At 69.2% G+C, this 16235-nt stretch carries 11 protein-coding genes, 3 tRNA genes and 1 pseudogene; 8 read left to right on the top strand and 7 right to left on the bottom strand.

Translation table 11 applies throughout. The annotated features are described in order from the left end of the window. Positions 1-3: 3 nt before the first annotated feature. From OHA61_RS26795 to OHA61_RS26780, 4 genes are all read left to right on the top strand, one after another. On the top strand, positions 4-243 hold the full coding sequence (locus tag OHA61_RS26795) for a hypothetical protein (RefSeq protein WP_406307636.1): 240 nt from the start codon (positions 4-6) through the stop codon (positions 241-243). A gap of 56 nt (positions 244-299) precedes the next feature. After that, the gene (locus OHA61_RS26790; protein ID WP_406305165.1) at positions 300-1031 is read left to right on the top strand and encodes a hypothetical protein; all 732 of its coding nucleotides are present in this window, start codon (positions 300-302) and stop codon (positions 1029-1031) included. Positions 1032-1704: 673 nt separating this feature from the next. Then, positions 1705-2547, top strand: a complete 843-nt coding sequence (locus OHA61_RS26785) for a slipin family protein (protein ID WP_406305164.1) — start codon at positions 1705-1707, stop codon at positions 2545-2547. Between the two features lie 677 nt (positions 2548-3224). Continuing rightward, on the top strand, positions 3225-3515 hold the full coding sequence (locus OHA61_RS26780) for a hypothetical protein (RefSeq protein ID WP_406305163.1): 291 nt from the start codon (positions 3225-3227) through the stop codon (positions 3513-3515). Between the two features lie 408 nt (positions 3516-3923). On the opposite strand, the gene OHA61_RS26775 is transcribed toward OHA61_RS26780, so the two are convergent. The 3 genes from OHA61_RS26775 to OHA61_RS26765 form a co-directional block, all read right to left on the bottom strand. After that, positions 3924-3997 (bottom strand) — tRNA-Ile (locus OHA61_RS26775). A 189-nt stretch (positions 3998-4186) separates the two neighbouring features. Further along, positions 4187-4259 (bottom strand) — tRNA-Asn (locus OHA61_RS26770). Between the two features lie 5 nt (positions 4260-4264). Further along, a tRNA-Asn gene (locus tag OHA61_RS26765) sits at positions 4265-4337 on the bottom strand. 173 nt (positions 4338-4510) lie between these two features. Between OHA61_RS26765 and OHA61_RS26760 the strand changes: the two genes are divergently transcribed. The 4 genes from OHA61_RS26760 to OHA61_RS26745 all read left to right on the top strand — a co-directional run bounded on the left by OHA61_RS26760 (position 4511) and on the right by OHA61_RS26745 (position 10037). After that, positions 4511-4810 (top strand): YtxH domain-containing protein, encoded by a 300-nt coding sequence (locus tag OHA61_RS26760; protein ID WP_324989785.1) that lies wholly within the window; start codon positions 4511-4513, stop codon positions 4808-4810. 36 nt (positions 4811-4846) lie between these two features. Next, on the top strand, positions 4847-6292 hold the full coding sequence (locus OHA61_RS26755; RefSeq protein ID WP_406305162.1) for an FGGY family carbohydrate kinase: 1446 nt from the start codon (positions 4847-4849) through the stop codon (positions 6290-6292). A 92-nt stretch (positions 6293-6384) separates the two neighbouring features. Continuing rightward, positions 6385-8118 (top strand): ABC transporter ATP-binding protein, encoded by a 1734-nt coding sequence (locus OHA61_RS26750; protein WP_406305161.1) that lies wholly within the window; start codon positions 6385-6387, stop codon positions 8116-8118. Continuing rightward, positions 8115-10037, top strand: a complete 1923-nt coding sequence (locus OHA61_RS26745; RefSeq protein ID WP_406305160.1) for an ABC transporter ATP-binding protein — start codon at positions 8115-8117, stop codon at positions 10035-10037. Before OHA61_RS26750 ends, OHA61_RS26745 begins: the two co-directional genes overlap by 4 nt. 135 nt (positions 10038-10172) lie before the next feature. On the opposite strand, the pseudogene OHA61_RS26740 reads toward OHA61_RS26745, so the two are convergent. From OHA61_RS26740 to OHA61_RS26725, 4 genes and pseudogenes are all read right to left on the bottom strand, one after another. Continuing rightward, positions 10173-11354 (bottom strand): annotated as a pseudogene (locus OHA61_RS26740) (RNA polymerase sigma factor); the annotation flags it as partial. Positions 11355-11531: 177 nt separating this feature from the next. Next, positions 11532-13436, bottom strand: a complete 1905-nt coding sequence (gene dnaG / locus OHA61_RS26735; RefSeq protein ID WP_324989693.1) for a DNA primase — start codon at positions 13434-13436, stop codon at positions 11532-11534. A 35-nt stretch (positions 13437-13471) separates the two neighbouring features. Then, complete coding sequence (locus tag OHA61_RS26730) at positions 13472-14734, bottom strand: FAD-dependent oxidoreductase (RefSeq protein WP_324989691.1); 1263 nt, start codon at positions 14732-14734, stop codon at positions 13472-13474. A 129-nt stretch (positions 14735-14863) separates the two neighbouring features. Then, complete coding sequence (locus tag OHA61_RS26725; protein WP_406305159.1) at positions 14864-16195, bottom strand: deoxyguanosinetriphosphate triphosphohydrolase; 1332 nt, start codon at positions 16193-16195, stop codon at positions 14864-14866. Positions 16196-16235 lie beyond the last annotated feature (40 nt).

Below are 16235 nucleotides of genomic sequence, written 5' to 3'. Positions count from 1 at the left end.
GGCTTGGGCTCCGGCTACGACACCCGGATGATCCTCGACCGCTTCCGAGCAGCCAGGGTCGACGCGATCGACTTGGACCCGACCGTGGCGGCCAAGGTGGCCGACGGGCCGGGCCGGGTCCTGGCGGTGGGGGACGCCACCAGCCTGGGCACCATCCCGAGCACGCGGCACGGGCCGACCGGCGCACCGCACCGGTCCGAACGGCCCCTGGGCGGGTCCTCCCGCCCGGCGAGAAGCTGGTAGTAGTCCTGCGACGCCGGCCCGGCGTCGCGGCAGGAACGGCCCGGATGGTGATGATCATGACCGGCACAAGCAGGCGGACCGCCGCCGCGCTGGCGGTCCTCGCGCTGGCCGGCACGCTGGCCGCCGGATGCGCGGGAGACAACACCACGTCCAGCAGCACAGCCCCTCGCCCGGCCGCGACCGCTCCAACCAGCCCCACGCCGGGCACATCGGGCGACGATTGGGACGACTGGGATTCGTGGGGACCCGGCATGATGGGCGACGACCGGGGCTCATGGGGTCCCGGCATGATGGGCGGGCACTACTGGCAACGCGGCGACGGCACCCCGGTCAACACCCTGGACCAAGCCCGACAGCGGGCCGACACCTTCGCCGACCGGCTCGACCTGCGCGTCGGCGAGGTCATGCAGTTCTCGAAGAACTTCTACGCCGAACTCAAGGCCCCCTCCGGGAAGCTGGCCACCGAGGTCCTCGTGGACCCGACGGACGGTGACACCGGGATCGAGTACGGCCCCGCGATGATGTGGAACACCGACTACGGCATGCACCACCGCGGCCAGACCCAGACCCGGATCTCCCCCGACCAGGCCCAGGACCGAGCCCAGAAGTGGCTGCGTGACCGGGGCAGCGACCTCACCGTCGGCGAGGCCGAGGCATTCCCCGGCTACTACACCCTGCACACCCTGCGCTCCGAGAAGATCAGCGGCATGCTGTCGGTCAATGCTTCCACCGGCACCGTCTGGGACCACACCTGGCACGGCCGCTACATCGCCACCAGCGAGCAGTGACAGGCGCCCGGGGGAAACACCGCCGCCGCTGACCCCGGCCACGAACCCTACGCGCGCTGCCCGGTCCGGTCGTCGCGTCCAGAACAGCGGTGGCAGTCGGCGTCGGTGAGGCGATCGGCCCACTTGAGCTCTGGTCGTAGTGCTGGCGGATCAGGTCCCAGTCGAGCGCCGAAGGCAGGATGCGCCTGGTCGACGTCGTGCGCGCCGAGGGGGAGGGCCGACAAGTTTCCGAAGCAAGGCTGGTTGACGTCGGATCAGAAATATCTGGAGGTACACCCGGCAAGACGTCACAGCGTAGCTTCCGCGAAGGCGGCCCTCCGCCCCCGCCAAGTCCTCGTCCCACCGCGGCGAACAGCACACGGTGCCCGGGTGAGCGCCCGGCCTCCGCCCTGACGGCTCATCACGCGGAAGAACCGCTGTGAGAAACAGAGGTTGACACGGTGCTTCGGGGACCGTTCGGCCCTGCCGCGCGCATCCGCAGCAAGCGATGCTGGAGGCACGGTAGTCCGCGGTCCTCGAAACCTCCGGGCGCCCTGCTCAGATGGGCCCGCGAACGTCGCGACGGGGCCACGGGCACAGCCAAGCAGTCGGTACCCATGGCATCACCCGTCGTGCCGACACATTCCCGGGACCTCGGGCAGGTCGACGCGGTCCTCAACCTGAGGAGCAGCACATGGAAGTTCTGATCCTTCTCCTTGTCATCGCCGTCGTCCTAGCTCTGGTGGCGCTCGCCATGGCCATCAAGGTCGTCAAGCAGTACGAGATGGGGGTGCTGTTCCGCTTCGGCCGCCTGGTGGGAACCCGTTCCCCGGGGCTGCGGTTCATCATCCCTGTCGTGGATGTCCTGCACCGGGTGTCGCTGCGGATCGTCACCATGCCGATCCAGTCCCAGGGCATCATCACGCGCGACAACGTGAGTGTGGACGTGTCCGCGGTTGCCTACTTCCGGGTCGTCGACGCAGTGAAGTCCGTCATCGCGATCGAGAACGCCCACGCGGCGATCAACCAGATCGCCCAGACCACCCTGCGCAAGGTCGTCGGCCAGCACACCCTCGACGAGACGCTCTCCGAGACCGACCGCATCAATCTGGATATCCGCCAGATCCTCGATGTGACGACCGCTGAATGGGGTGTCGAGGTCACCCTGGTCGAGCTCAAGGACATCCAGCTGCCCGACAGCATGAAGCGCGCGATGGCCAAGCAGGCGGAAGCCGAACGCGAGAAGAGGGCGAAGATCATCAATGCCGAGGGAGAATCGCTCGCCGCCGCCGCGCTCGGCGACGCCTCGGACACGATGATGGCCCACCCGCTTGCCCTGCAACTCCGCAACCTGCAGAGCCTGGTGGAGATCGGCGTGGACAAGAACACCACCGTCGTCTTCCCCGCCCCCCTCATGAGCACCATCGGCGAACTCGGCTCCTTCCTCGCCCGGGAAACGGCAGCGGCCGCACCGCCCGTCGACATCACTAAAACGGTCCCCGCACCGGTGCTGAACGGAGTGGCCGAGACCGTGTGATCAGCACCGCTTCGCCGGTGGCCCACCGGGCCACGAGCCCCGGTGGGCCACCGGCGCATGGCCGGGAGGGTGCGACGCACCGTGGTGCCCCTGTGCCCAGGTCCGGGGAGCCTGTGCGTCACCCTGCTGGCGCTGCCAGCCTCCCGCACCCCCGCCGCAACCATCAGCGGGATAGGCCAGCGCAAGGCGGCGGTGGCTGTTCTCGTCGGGCAAACGCGTGATCACCGGGGCGGTACCGCTGCCGTACGGCTCCGAGGCCAGGAACCACTTGCCGGTGAGCGGTGCGCGGCAACCTCACGCTCCTCCAGGCCTCAGCCATCACCGACGGGGGCGCTATTCTTTCCGCAGAAGCTGAGCTTGCCGTCGTCGTTGCGGATTGCCTGGTTGCCGCCGCCAAGGTCGTAGTAACGAGTGGCCTTGCCCGTGATCGCGCTTGCCGAGGGTGATTTCCGTCGCTCCAACGTAGAGCGTGGTGTCGGTGTCGGTACGACGGATCAGTCGGTTGCCATCGGCGTCGTAGACGTAGGCCGTCGTCTTTGTCCCGCCGGTCTCTATGGGCCTGGAGTCGGCCGAAGTCCTGCGCGAATGGAAGTCGAAGCAACAGCGGGAGCGCGAACAGTGGTTCCCCGACCCGCCTCCACGATGCCCGACACATCTCAGCGAGCCTCTCATTGCTCGTGGGGAACGACATCAAGGTCGTGCAGGAGAAGCTGGGCCACAGCTCACGGCAGATCACCTCCGACACGTACACCAGCGTCCTGCCCGAGCTGCTCCGCGCCGAGGCAGAGTCGACGCTGTCCGTAGTCCCGCGCGAAGTGTCCTACGGAGTGCATCAGGCGCTGAAGATCCCAGAGAGTGCCTTTAGAGACGGGCTTGCCGTCGTGTACGCCCATGCGGCGAGCTACGGCGACCTCTGGGCGGTGCGCGCCCTGCTTCGGCACGACGGCGAACTGCTGGGGGAGATCTGAGCCGCCGTGCGCTCTCCAGAGCAGGCGGCGGCTGCCGCAGAGAAGTGGCTGCGCGAGCACTGCACGGAAGGCAGTTTGCAGCTGGTCCGAGTCGAGGATCTGCACGCGGCCGTACCTGAGGATCAGCGTCAGCACCTCAGGTTGGTGCGCTTCGTGATCGGCCGCGTCACTGCATCCGATGTAGCTGGCTGGCTTGAGCAAAGCCCAGAAGGACGACGGCACGGAAGAGGGACCGGGCCAGGAAACCGCATAGGGACACGCGGCTGAGGCGTGTCGCTGCATCCTCTGTCCACACACTGTCCACACACTGAGTGGGCAGCGGCAGAAACCGGCCGTCACGATCACCAGCAAGATCCTTCTGACCAGCGAAGACGCTGGTCAGATCGATTCTCCACGCGTAGTGCTGAGTGGGGCGGGTGGGACTCGAACCCACGGCCGACGGATTATGAGTCCGCTGCTCTAACCGGCTGAGCTACCGCCCCTAACGGCGCGTCGCGCACAAATGTGCGCGCCGTCTGCCGCAGCATAGCCGCTCATACGATCTCCTGCCTCGGATGGTCGGCAACGCACAATCATGAGGACTGCGCTGCCGCCTGCCCGGTTCCAGAAGTCGTCGAACCTCGCAGATGACACACGAAAAAGGACCCCCAAGGGGCCCTCTTCCGTATCCGCTCCCCCGACTGGACTCGAACCAGTAACCCTCCGGTTAACAGCCGAATGCTCTGCCAATTGAGCTACAGGGGATCGCGCTCCCCCGACTGGACTCGAACCAGTAACCTGCCGGTTAACAGCCGGCTGCTCTGCCAATTGAGCTACAGGGGATTGCTGCGTATGCACCGAACGTACCTACCCCGGGCGTCCCGGGGGGCGTGTGCCCGCTGCGACACATACATTAGCGCAAGCAGGGGGGTGCTCCGCCAATCGGTATGGGCCCGGGTGATCACGGGCCACGACGGGTAGGCGGCCTGCACCGACGCAAGGGAAGGGTGGCAGCCATGCGGTACAAGCTGACGTTCGTCGCCGGACTGGCCCTCGGTTACGTGATCGGCACACGGGCCGGGCGCGAGCGCTACGAGCAGCTGAAGAAGTCCGTTCGCCAGTTCTCCCAGAATCCCGCGGTGCGCAATGCCGTGGAGTCCGCCGCGCAGAACGGACGCCAGGTGACGGGCAAGGCCTTCCACGCGGTGAGCGACAAGGTCGGGGACCGGGTGCCCGACTCGGTGGCGGAGCGGGTGCGGTCCCTGCGGGAGCGGACCGCGAACGGCGAGGACGACTGGGGAACCAGCAACACGTGACGCCGACATTGCTCATGTGCGGCAGAATCTTGTGTCATGGGGATAGTCGCTGGCTTGGACAGTTCGTCTGCATTCACGCGCATCGTCGTCTGTGACGCGGACACGGGTGCTGTGCTGCGCCAGGGGTACGCACCGCACCCCGCCGAGGCGAAAGCCACCGAGATCGATCCGCAGGCCTGGCTGCTCTCGCTCGGCGACGCGGCGGCCGGCGGGCTGCTCGAAGGCGTGCAGGCCATCGGCGTCTCCGCCCAGCAGCACGGACTGGTGCCGCTGGACGCGCAGGGCAATCTCGTACGCCCCGCGCTGCTCGGCAACGACAAGCGGGCGCAGGTCGCCGCGGCGGATCTGATCGACGCGCTCGGCGGGCGGCAGGCCTGGGCCGAGGCCGTCGGCTCGGTGCCGCAGGCCGCACAGCCGGTGTCGAAGCTGCGCTGGATGGCACGCGCCGAGCCCGACACGGCGCGTCGCGTCGCGGCTGTCCTGCAGCCGCACGACTGGCTGGTGTGGCAGCTGCTGGGCCGACCGGGCCGCAGGACCACGGACCGCGGCGGCGCTTCCGGCACCGGCTTCTGGTCGGCCGGCACCGGCTCCTACCGGCCCGATCTGGTCGAGCTGGCGCTCGGGCACCAGGTCGCACTGCCCGAGGTGCTCGGCCCTGCCGAGGCCGCGGGGACGACGCCCGAGGGGCTGCTGATCTCCGCCGGGACCGGCGAGACGATGGCGGCGGCGTTCGGGCTCGGTGTCGGGATCGGCGACGCGGTGGTGTCGCTGGGGGCCTCGGGTTCGGTGATGACCGTGCACCATGAGGCGCTGGCTGACCCGAGCGGGATGATTACGTCGTTCGCCGACGCGACCGGGATGCACCTGCCGGTGGTGCACACGCTCAATGCCGTACGGGCGCTGCGCGGTACGGCCGAACTGCTGGGGCTCGGCGAGCTCCAGGAGCTGTCCGCGCTGGCGATGAAGTCGACGCCCGGTTCGTCGGGGCTTGTGCTGCTGCCGTATCTGGAGGGCGAGCGCACTCCGCAACTGCCGCACACCGCGGGGACGCTGAGCGGCCTGCGCCGCGAGTCGATGAAGCCCGAGCATCTGGCGCGGGCCGCCTTCGAGGGCATGCTCTGCTCGCTCGCGGACGCCCTGGATGTGCTGCGCGGGCGCGGGGTCGAGGTACGCAGGGTCTTTCTGCTGGGTGCGGCGGCCGAGCTGCCCGCCGTGCAGGCCGCGGCGCCCGCGATCTTCGGGGCGCAGGTCGTCGTACCGCAGCCCGCCGACTACGCGGCGCTCGGCGCGGCCCGGCAGGCGGCCTGGGCGCTCGGGGTCTCGCAGGGCACGCTGTCGCCGGGTGCTCCCCCGGCCTGGCAGGGCGCGGCCGCCCAGATTTTCGAGCCCGGCGACGAGCTGGCGGTGGGCCAGGCGGTGCGCCGGCAGTACGGCGCGACGCGGGAGCAGATCCACCCCGGGGCGTTCAACCCGACATCTTGACCCCGCCTTGAATTAATCCCTTGAGGTTCCACGGGTGGAGTGTCGCAAGATGGGGGTGACTCCCAGATCTTGCCGACTCCGAGAGACAGCGTGTGCTGATACGACTACTGCGGACGCATTTGGGTCCGTACAGACAACCGATCACCCTCCTTGTGGTGCTGCAGCTGCTGCAGACCAGCGCCACCCTTTACCTGCCGACCCTCAACGCGGACATCATCGACAACGGTGTGGTGAGGGGGAACACGGGCTACATCCTGCGGCTCGGCGCGCTCATGATCGCGGTGAGCATCGTGCAGGTGCTCTGCAACATCGGAGCTGTCTATATCGGCGCACAGACCGCCGCCGCGCTCGGGCGTGACGTCCGGGCCGCTGTCTTCGACCGGGTGCAGAGCTTCTCCGCGCGGGAGGTCGGCCACTTCGGCGCCCCTTCGCTGATCACCCGTACGACCAATGACGTCCAGCAGGTGCAGATGCTGGTCCTGATGGCGTTCACGCTGATGGTGTCGGCGCCGATCATGTGCGTCGGCGGCATCATCATGGCGCTCGGGCAGGATGTGCCGCTGTCGGCGGTGCTGCTCGCGGTGGTGCCGGTGCTGGGCATCGCCGTCTCGCTGATCGTCAAGAAGATGCGGCCGCTGTTTCGGACCATGCAGGAGCGTCTGGACACGGTGAACCGGGTGCTGCGGGAGCAGATCACCGGCAATCGCGTCATCCGCGCCTTCGTCCGCGACGAGTACGAGGCCGGACGCTTCCGCGGCGCCAACAACGAGCTGACCGATGTGTCCCTGTCCACCGGCCGGCTGATGGCGCTGATGTTCCCGACCGTGATGACGGTCGTGAACGTGTCGTCCATCGCCGTCGTCTGGTTCGGCGCACACCGGGTCGACAGCGGCGCGATCCAGATCGGCGCGCTGACCGCGTTCCTGGCGTATCTGATGCAGATCGTGATGGCCGTGATGATGGCCACCTTCATGTTCATGATGGTGCCGCGCGCCGAGGTCTGTGCCGAGCGGATCGAGGAGGTGCTGGACACTCACTCGAGCGTGATCCCGCCGATCAAGGCCGTACGGGAGCTGCGCAGCCACGGGCATCTGGAGGTGCGGGCCGTGGAGTTCCGCTATCCGGGGGCCGAGGAGTCGGTGCTGCGCGATGTCACCCTGCTGGCGCGGCCCGGCGAGACCACCGCGATCATCGGGTCGACGGGCAGTGGAAAGTCGACGCTGCTCGGGCTCGTACCGCGGCTGTTCGACGCGACGGACGGCGAGGTGCTCGTCGACGGCGTCGATGTGCGGGACCTCGATCCGGCGCTGATGGCGAAGACGGTGGGGCTCGTGCCCCAGAGGCCGTATCTGTTCTCCGGGACCGTGGCCACCAATCTGCGCTACGGGAAGCCCGACGCGAGCGACGAGGAACTGTGGCAGGCGCTGGAGGTGGCGCAGGCGGCCGACTTCGTACGGGAACTCGAAGGCGGGCTGAACGCGCCGATCGCGCAGGGCGGCACCAATGTCTCCGGTGGTCAGCGCCAGCGCCTCGCGATCGCGCGGACCCTGGTGCAGCGTCCGGAGATCTACCTCTTCGACGACTCCTTCTCTGCCCTGGACTACGCCACCGACGCGGCGCTGCGAGGCGCACTCGCCCGCGAGACCTCCGAGGCGACGGTCGTGATAGTCGCCCAGCGGGTGTCCACCATCCGTGAGGCCGACCGCATCGTGGTGCTGGACGAGGGGCAGGTCGTGGGGACCGGAAGCCATCACGAGCTGATGGAGAGCAATGAGACCTACCGAGAGATCGTGCTCTCGCAGCTGACGGAGGCTGAGGCCGCATGAGCGGGCCGGGCGGACGGATGATGATGGGCCCCGTCGAGCGGTCCATGGACTTCAAGGGTTCTGGCAAACGGCTGCTGCGGCAGCTCGCGCCGGAGCGTATGACGCTGTGGGTGATGCTCGCGGCCGCTGTGCTGAGCGTCGCGTTCAACGTGGTCGGTCCGTGGATTCTGGGCCGGGCGACCGACCTGGTCTTCGCCGGGGTCGTCGGCCGTGAGATGGACGCGGGGACGAGCAAGGAGCAGGCGATCGACGGCCTGCGGGACAGGGACCAGGGCGGGCTCGCGGACCTGCTGTCCGGCGTGGACTTCACGCCCGGCGACGGCATCGACTTCACCGCCGTCGGCCATGTGCTGCTGGCGGCGCTCGCGGTGTACGTGGCCGCGGGGCTGCTGATGCTGGTGGCGACCCGGCTGTCGATCCGGGTGATCAACCGGACCCTGTACCGGATGCGCGAGGACGTACAGGCGAAGCTGTCGCGGCTGCCGCTGTCGTACTTCGACCGGGCCAAGCGCGGCGAGGTGCTCAGCCGGGCGACCAACGACATCGACAACATCTCGCAGACCCTGCAGCAGACGATGGGCCAGTTGATCAACTCGCTGCTGACCATCGTGGGCGTGCTGGCGATGATGTTCTGGATCTCGCCGCTGCTCGCGCTGGTGGCGCTGGTGACGGTGCCGGTGTCGGTCGTCGTCGCGACGAAGGTCGGCAAGCGCTCGCAGCCGCACTTCGTGCAGCAGTGGAAGACCACGGGCAAGCTCAACGCCCATGTCGAGGAGATGTACACCGGTCATGCGCTGGTGAAGGTCTTCGGGCGGCAGGACGAGTCGGCCAGGGACTTCGCCGAGCAGAACGAGGCGCTGTACGAGGCGGGATTCAAGGCGCAGTTCAACAGCGGGGTCATGCAGCCGCTGATGTTCTTCGTCTCGAACCTCAACTATGTGCTGGTGGCCGTGGTCGGCGGGCTGCGGGTCGCCTCCGGCGCGCTGTCGATCGGCGACGTGCAGGCGTTCATCCAGTACTCCCGGCAGTTCTCGATGCCGCTGACGCAGGTCGCCTCGATGGCGAACCTCGTACAGTCGGGCGTCGCGTCCGCCGAGCGGATCTTCGAACTCCTCGACGCGGAGGAGCAGGAGGCGGACACGCCGTCCGCCGCACGGCCCGAACGCCCGCAGGGCCGGGTGTCCCTGGAGAAGGTCGCCTTCCGCTACGAGCCGGACAGGCCGCTCATCGAGAATCTGTCGCTGAGCGTGGAGCCGGGTCACACGGTCGCGATCGTCGGCCCGACGGGCGCGGGCAAGACGACCCTGGTGAACCTGCTGATGCGGTTCTACGAGGTCACGGGTGGGCGGATCAGCCTCGACGGGGTCGACGTCGCCAGGATGTCCCGGGAGGAACTGCGGTCCCAGATAGGGATGGTGCTGCAGGACACGTGGCTGTTCGGCGGCACGATCGCCGACAACATAGCGTACGGAGCCTCCCGGGAGGTGAGCCGCGAGGAGATCGAGGAGGCGGCGCGCGCCGCGCACGCCGACCGGTTCATCCGTACGCTGCCCGACGGCTACGACACGGTGATCGACGACGAGGGCTCGGGCGTGAGCGCGGGCGAGAAGCAACTGATCACCATCGCGCGGGCGTTCCTGTCCGACCCGGTGATCCTGGTCCTCGACGAGGCGACCAGCTCGGTGGACACCCGTACGGAGGTGCTCATCCAGAAGGCGATGGCACGGCTCGCCCACGGCCGCACGAGCTTCGTCATCGCGCACCGGCTCTCCACGATCCGGGATGCGGACGTGATCCTGGTGATGGAGAACGGGGCGATCGTCGAACAGGGCACGCATGAGGAGCTGTTGGCGGCGGAGGGGGCGTATGCGCGGCTGTACGCGGCGCAGTTCGCCCAGGCGGTGGTGGAGGTGGAGTAGGGGGCGGGGGGTGCGGGGGCGGGCTTCACCCCACCCCGCCCCTTCCCGTAACCGGGGCAAGCCCCGGACCCCGTATGCGACCTTCGGCCGCATGTCCTCAAACGCCGGACGGGCTGGATATGCGCACCGTACCCCTCAGTCCAGATAGCCCCGCAGCTGGTCCGCGAACGCGTGGTCCCGGAGTTTGTTCAGCGTCTTGGACTCGATCTGGCGGATCCGCTCCCGCGTCACGCCGAAGATCCGGCCGATCTCCTCGAGCGTCCGCGGCCTCCCGTCCACCAGCCCGTACCGCAGCTGCACGACCTTCCGCTCCCGTTCGCCGAGCGTCGAGAGCACCGCCTCCAGGTGCTCGCGCAGCAGTAGGAAGGCCGCGGACTCGACGGGAGATGCCGCGTCGCCGTCCTCGATGAGGTCGCCGAGTGCCACGTCGTCCTCCTCGCCCACCGGCGCGTGCAGCGAGACCGGCTCCTGGGCGAGCCTCAGTACTTCGCTGATCCGCTCGGGCGACAGGTCCAGCTGGACGGCCACCTCTTCGGGGGTGGGTTCGTAGCCGCGTTCCTGGAGCATCCGGCGCTGGACCCGGATGACGCGGTTGATCAGTTCGACGACATGGACCGGGACCCGGATGGTGCGTGCCTGGTCCGCGAGGGCCCGGGACATGGCCTGGCGGATCCACCAGGTCGCGTACGTCGAGAACTTGTAGCCGCGGGCGTAGTCGAACTTCTCCACCGCCCTGATCAGGCCCAGGTTTCCCTCCTGGACGAGATCGAGCATGGTCAGTCCTCGCCCGACGTACCGCTTGGCGACGGAGACGACGAGCCGCAGGTTGGCCTCGATCAGCCGGCGCTTGGCCATCCGGCCCATGACGACCAACTTGTCGAGGTCGACGGCCAGTTGGGAGTCGTCGATGTCGGGGGTGTTGGCGAGCCTCTCCTCGGCGAACAGACCGGCTTCGACGCGGCGCGCAAGCTCCACCTCCTCGACGGCCGTGAGCAGCGGAATCCTGCCGATCTCCCGCAGATACTGCCGGAACAGGTCGGAGGAGGGCCCGCCGCTGTCGACGCGGCCGGCCCGGGGCTCCGGAGGCTCGGGCACATCCACTGTTTCCTCGACGACGGTCTCCGGGGCCGCTTGGGGCACGGCCTCGGGGTGATGTACGGCCCGGCTCTGCGCGGGGACCTGCGCGGAAACGGCCGCGACAGCATCGGTCTCGGTCAGGGTCTGGGTCTGCACGGGGGCGACCTCCAGGTGATCGCTGCCGGGTCGGGGGTGTGCGGCAGCGGGACGGGGGCGGCCGGGCCGCTTTCCGTCCCGTACACGATGAGCGGATCCGCGGGAGTGAGAGGCCCACCGTGGGTGGACGGCCGCGCTCCGAGGACTCAGGCACCGCACCCCAGTGTGGGGTACGACACACAGCCGCCACGAGGGGCATGCGAGCACTTTTTGAGTCCCGTGCGTGACCGGGCGGTTACCGAAGCAAGGACTGCCGGGCCTCTAGAGGGCGTCCGCGCCCTGGTTGCGCAGGGACTGGGCGTACTGCTGGAGCACCCAGAGTTCGTTCTGCACGGCCGTGTGCTGCTCGGGGTCGGCGTGCTGGCCGAGGCGGGCGAGGGTGCCCTGGACCTCGCGGATGCGGCGGTCGACCGCCCGCAGGCGGACCTGGACGAGCTGGACTCCGGCGTAGCTCTCGTCGACCACGCGCGCGTGGACGGCTTCGACGGCGAGCTCGGTGACCAGGGCGCGCACCGTGTCGTTCGGAGCGGTGTCGCGGACGCGGGCGAGGTAGTCGGGGGTGTCCTCGGTGCCCTGTTCTGCTCCGCCGGCCTCGGCGATGGTCTGGCGGACGGCGGCATAGGGCGGGGCGGTGAACTCGTCCATGCCGTACGCGTCGAAGGCCGGGGAGACCAGGGCCGGGTGCTGGAGCGCGAGCTTGAGCAGTTCGCGCTCGGTGCGATGAGCGGGGCTACGGAGGTTGAGCGCGGGGCCCGCGGGGGTTCGCGGGGCGCTCTGGGTCTCGTACGACTGGGGGGCGCGGGACTGGGTCGCCGGGCCTCGTCCGCCGCGGTCGCGGGCCCAGCGCGCGAGTTGGGCGACCCGCTTGACCACGAACTGGGTGTCGAGGATGCCGAGGATGCCCGCGAGCTGCACCGCCGACTCGTGCTGGATGGCGATGTTCTTGATGCCGGCGACGATCGGCGCGGCCTCGTCGAGCGCGGCGGCGCGGCCCGCGGGCGTCTCCAGATTGTGGCGCTGGACGCTGTGACGGATCGCGAACTCGAAGAGCGGCGTGCGCGTTTCGACCAGTTTCTCGACCGCGCCGTCGCCCTCGGCGAGGCGCAGCTCGCAGGGGTCCATGCCGCCCGGAGTGATCGCGATCGAGGTCTCGGCGGCGAACTTCTGGTCGTCCTCGAAGGCCCGCAGCGCCGCCTTCTGACCGGCCGCGTCGCCGTCGAAGGTGAAGATCACCTCGGCGGTGGCGTTATCCATCAGCAGCCGGCGAAGGATCTTGATGTGGTCGCCGCCGAAGGCGGTTCCGCAGGTGGCGATCGCGGTGGTGACCCCGGCCAGATGGCAGGCCATGACGTCGGTGTAGCCCTCGACGACCACGGCCCGGCTGGTCTTGGCGATCTCCTTCTTCGCGAGATCGATGCCGTAGAGCATCTGCGACTTCTTGTAGATGCCCGTCTCGGGGGTGTTGAGGTACTTCGGCCCGTTGTCGCTCTCGTACAGCTTGCGCGCTCCGAAGCCGACGACATCGCCCGAGATGTCGCGGATCGGCCACATCAGCCGCCCGCGGAAGCGGTCGATGGGCCCGCGGCGGCCGTCCTGGGAGAGGCCGGAGAGGATCAGCTCCTTGTCACTGAACCCTTTGCCGCGCAAAAAGCGGGTGAGGTGGTCCCAGCCCTGCGGGCTGTAGCCCACGCTGAAGTGCTGGGCCGCGGCCTGGTCGAAGCCGCGCTCGGCGAGGAACTTACGGCCCGTCTCGGCCTCGGGGCCGTTCTCCAGCTGCTCGATGTAGAACTGCGCGGCGATCTTGTGTGCCTCGACCAGGCGGATGCGCTCGCCGCGCTGGTGGGTCGGGTTGTACCCGCCCTCCTCGTAGCGCAGGGTGATGCCCGCCGTCGCGGCCAGGCGCTCGACCGTCTCGGAGAAGGAGAGATGGTCGATCTTCATCACGAAGGCGATGGTGTCGCCGCCTTCCTGGCAGCCGAAGCAGTGGAAGAGACCCTTGCTCGGGCTGACCTGGAAGGAGGGGGACTTCTCGTCGTGGAAGGGGCAGAGCCCCTTCAGATTGCCGCCGCCCGCGTTGCGCAGCTGGAGGTACTCCGAAACGACGGCGTCGATCGGGACCGCGTCCCGGACCGCCTTCACGTCGTCATCGTTGATCCTGCCTGCCACACGCGGAAGTCTACGGTGGCGCGGTGACACTCCTGTCAGCTGTTGAGGGAAGTGAGCGGTACGGAAGGGTCGGCGAGGGCGTCCGGGTCCACCGGGGCGCCGGAGCGGATCAGCTGCTGGATGGGGTCGGTGACGTCCCACACGTTCACGTTCATCCCGGCGATCACCCGGCGGTCCTTCGTCCAGAAGGCGATGAACTGCCGCTTCCCCGCGTCGCCCCGCAGCACCACCGCGTCGTACGAACCGGGCGGCGCCCAGCCCGAGTACTCCAGGCCGAGGTCGTACTGGTCGGAGAAGAAGTACGGGATCCGGTCGTAGGAGACCTCCTTGCCGAGCATCGCGCGCGCTGCCGCCGGACCGCCGTTGAGGGCGTTCGCCCAGTGCTCCACGCGCAGCCGGGACCCCAGGAGCGGGTGGTGGGCCGCCGCGACGTCGCCCGCCGCGTAGATGTCGGGGTCGGAGGTGCGCAGGCTCGCGTCGACGGCCACGCCCCCGCCGTGCTCACGGTCCGCCATCGCGAGACCGGCCGTCTCGGCCAGTCCGGTACGCGGCGCGGCGCCGATCGCGGCGAGGACGGCGTGCGCGGGGTGCTCGTCGCCGTCGTCGGTACGGGCCGCGAGCACCATGCCGTCCTGCCCGGTGATCTCGGTGAGACGGGCGCCGAAGTGGAAGCGGACGCCGTGCTCGCGGTGGAGCTCGGTGAACATCTGGCCGAGCTCGGGGCCGATGACCCGCTGCAGCGGGGTTGCCTCCGGTTCGACGATCATAACCTCGGCGCCGTAGCCACGGGCGGCCGAGGCGACCTCCAGGCCGATCCAGCCCGCGCCCGCGATGAGCAGCTGGCCGTTGTCGCGGCCGAGCGCGGTGAGCGCCCGGCGCAGCCGGTCGGCGTGGGCGAGGCGGCGCAGATGGTGGACGCCGGCCAGCTCGGTGCCGGGAATGTCGAGCCGGCGCGGCTCGGCGCCGGTGGCCAGCAGCAGCTTGTCGTAGTGCAGGACGGTGCCGTCACCCAGGCGTACGGACTTGGCGTCGCGGTCGACGGCGACGACGGTCTGGCCGAGGTGCAGTTCGACATCGGCCTGCGCGTACCAGGCGGGTTCATGGACGAAGACGCTGTCGCGCTCCTCCTTGCCCGACAGATAGCCCTTGGACAGCGGCGGGCGTTCGTAAGGGTGGTCGCGTTCGTCACCGATGAGGATCACTCGTCCGGTGAACCCCTCGGCACGGAGGGTCTCGGCGGCCTTGGCTCCGGCCAGCCCACCGCCGACGATGACGAATGTCCGATGTGCGTCGACCACTTGATGCCTCCTCTTTGCTTCTACGCTGCTCAGCCTTCAGCGAGCGTCCCGCACGGAGCGTTATGGCGGAAGAGGGAGTGACCCCTGGGCGTGTCATCGTGGACCCGCCCGGGCGGCTCTCCCGGCTGTTCAGCGGCGTGTCGTGAGCTGGGTGTGCAGGGTGCGGGCCGATGCGTCGGTGAGCGAGGCCAGCTGGTCGACGATCACCCGCTTGCGCGCGCGGTCGTCGGGTGCGGCGTTGAACAGAGCACGGAACTGCGGGTCGAGACTCTCGGGTGCGCGGGCCGTGAGCGCCTCGGCCAGCTCCGCCAGCACGATGCGCTGGTCGGCGCGGAGTGCCTCCTGTTCGGCGCGCTGCATCACATAGCGGTCGGCGACGGCCTTGAGTACGGCGCATTCGTTGCGGGCGTCGGGCGGGACGACCAGTTCGGCGGCGTACCGGGTGAGCCGGCCCGAGCCGTACGCCTCGCGGGTCGCGCCCTCTGCGGCCAGGCAGAACCGGCCGATGAGCTGGCTGGTGGCGTCTTTCAGCCGGGCCTGCGCGACCGAGGATCCGTCGTAGTGGTGCGGCCACCACTCCTGGTCGACGAGCCGGTCCAGGGCCTCGGCCAGCTCCTGCGGATCGGTGTCCTCGGGGACGTACCGGCCGATGGCGACCCGGAAGATGTCGCTGCGCTCCGGTTCGGCGAGCAGGAGGTTGGGGTCGACATGGCCGGCGTGCAGTCCGTCCTCGAAGTCGTGCACCGAATACGCCACGTCGTCGGACCAGTCCATGACCTGGGCCTCGAAGCACTTCCCGTACGCGGGCGCTCCCTCGCGGGCCCATGCGAAGACCGGCAGGTCGTCCTCGTAGACGCCGAACTTCATCGAGTCGGGGTCGGTGGGGTGTCCGCCGCGCGGCCACGGGTATTTGGTGGCGGCGTCCAGGGCGGCGCGGGTGAGGTTGAGGCCGACGCTGACGAGATCGCCGTACGCGTCGTGGACGAAGCGCTTGGGCTCGATACGGGTCAGCAGGCGCAGTGACTGGGCGTTTCCCTCGAAGCCGCCACAGTCCTTGGCGAAGTCGTTGAGCGCCTGTTCGCCGTTGTGCCCGAAGGGCGGGTGGCCCATGTCGTGGGCGAGGCAGGATGCCTCGACGAGATCGGGGTCGCAGCCGAGCGCCGCGCCGAGTTCGCGTCCGACCTGGGCGCACTCCAGGGAGTGGGTGAGCCGGGTGCGTGGGCTGGCGTCCCAGGCCTGATTGCGCGTGCCGGGCGTCACCACCTGGGTCTTCCCGGCGAGCCTGCGCAGCGCGGAGGAGTGCAGCACGCGCGCGCGGTCGCGCTGGAAGGCGGTGCGGCCGGGGCGCTTGTCCGGTTCGGGGGCGAAGCGGTCGGTGGCTGCCTCGTCGTATGCGTCGTGTCCGCCCGGTCCGGGGGGTCCGTCGGGTCCTGATGAGGTGGTGCTGGTGGTGCCTGCCATGCACCGAAGGTAACCGGAGCGGGTCGCGGACGGGCGACCG

The sequence above is a fragment of the Streptomyces sp. NBC_00885 genome, from assembly GCF_045207475.1.
Lineage (GTDB): Bacteria > Actinomycetota > Actinomycetes > Streptomycetales > Streptomycetaceae > Streptomyces.
This window is presented reverse-complemented; position numbering and strand designations above follow the sequence as displayed.

Bases quoted from the DNA above. Each gene is read 5' to 3' on its own strand.
- OHA61_RS26790 (WP_406305165.1), top strand. From the start codon at position 300: ATGACCGGCACAAGCAGGCGGACCGCCGCCGCGCTGGCGGTCCTCGCG.
- OHA61_RS26785 (WP_406305164.1), top strand. From the start codon at position 1,705: ATGGAAGTTCTGATCCTTCTCCTTGTCATCGCCGTCGTCCTAGCTCTG.
- OHA61_RS26760 (WP_324989785.1), top strand. From the start codon at position 4,511: ATGCGGTACAAGCTGACGTTCGTCGCCGGACTGGCCCTCGGTTACGTG.
- OHA61_RS26755 (WP_406305162.1), top strand. From the start codon at position 4,847: ATGGGGATAGTCGCTGGCTTGGACAGTTCGTCTGCATTCACGCGCATC.
- OHA61_RS26745 (WP_406305160.1), top strand. From the start codon at position 8,115: ATGAGCGGGCCGGGCGGACGGATGATGATGGGCCCCGTCGAGCGGTCC.
- OHA61_RS26725 (WP_406305159.1), bottom strand. From the start codon at position 16,195: ATGGCAGGCACCACCAGCACCACCTCATCAGGACCCGACGGACCCCCC.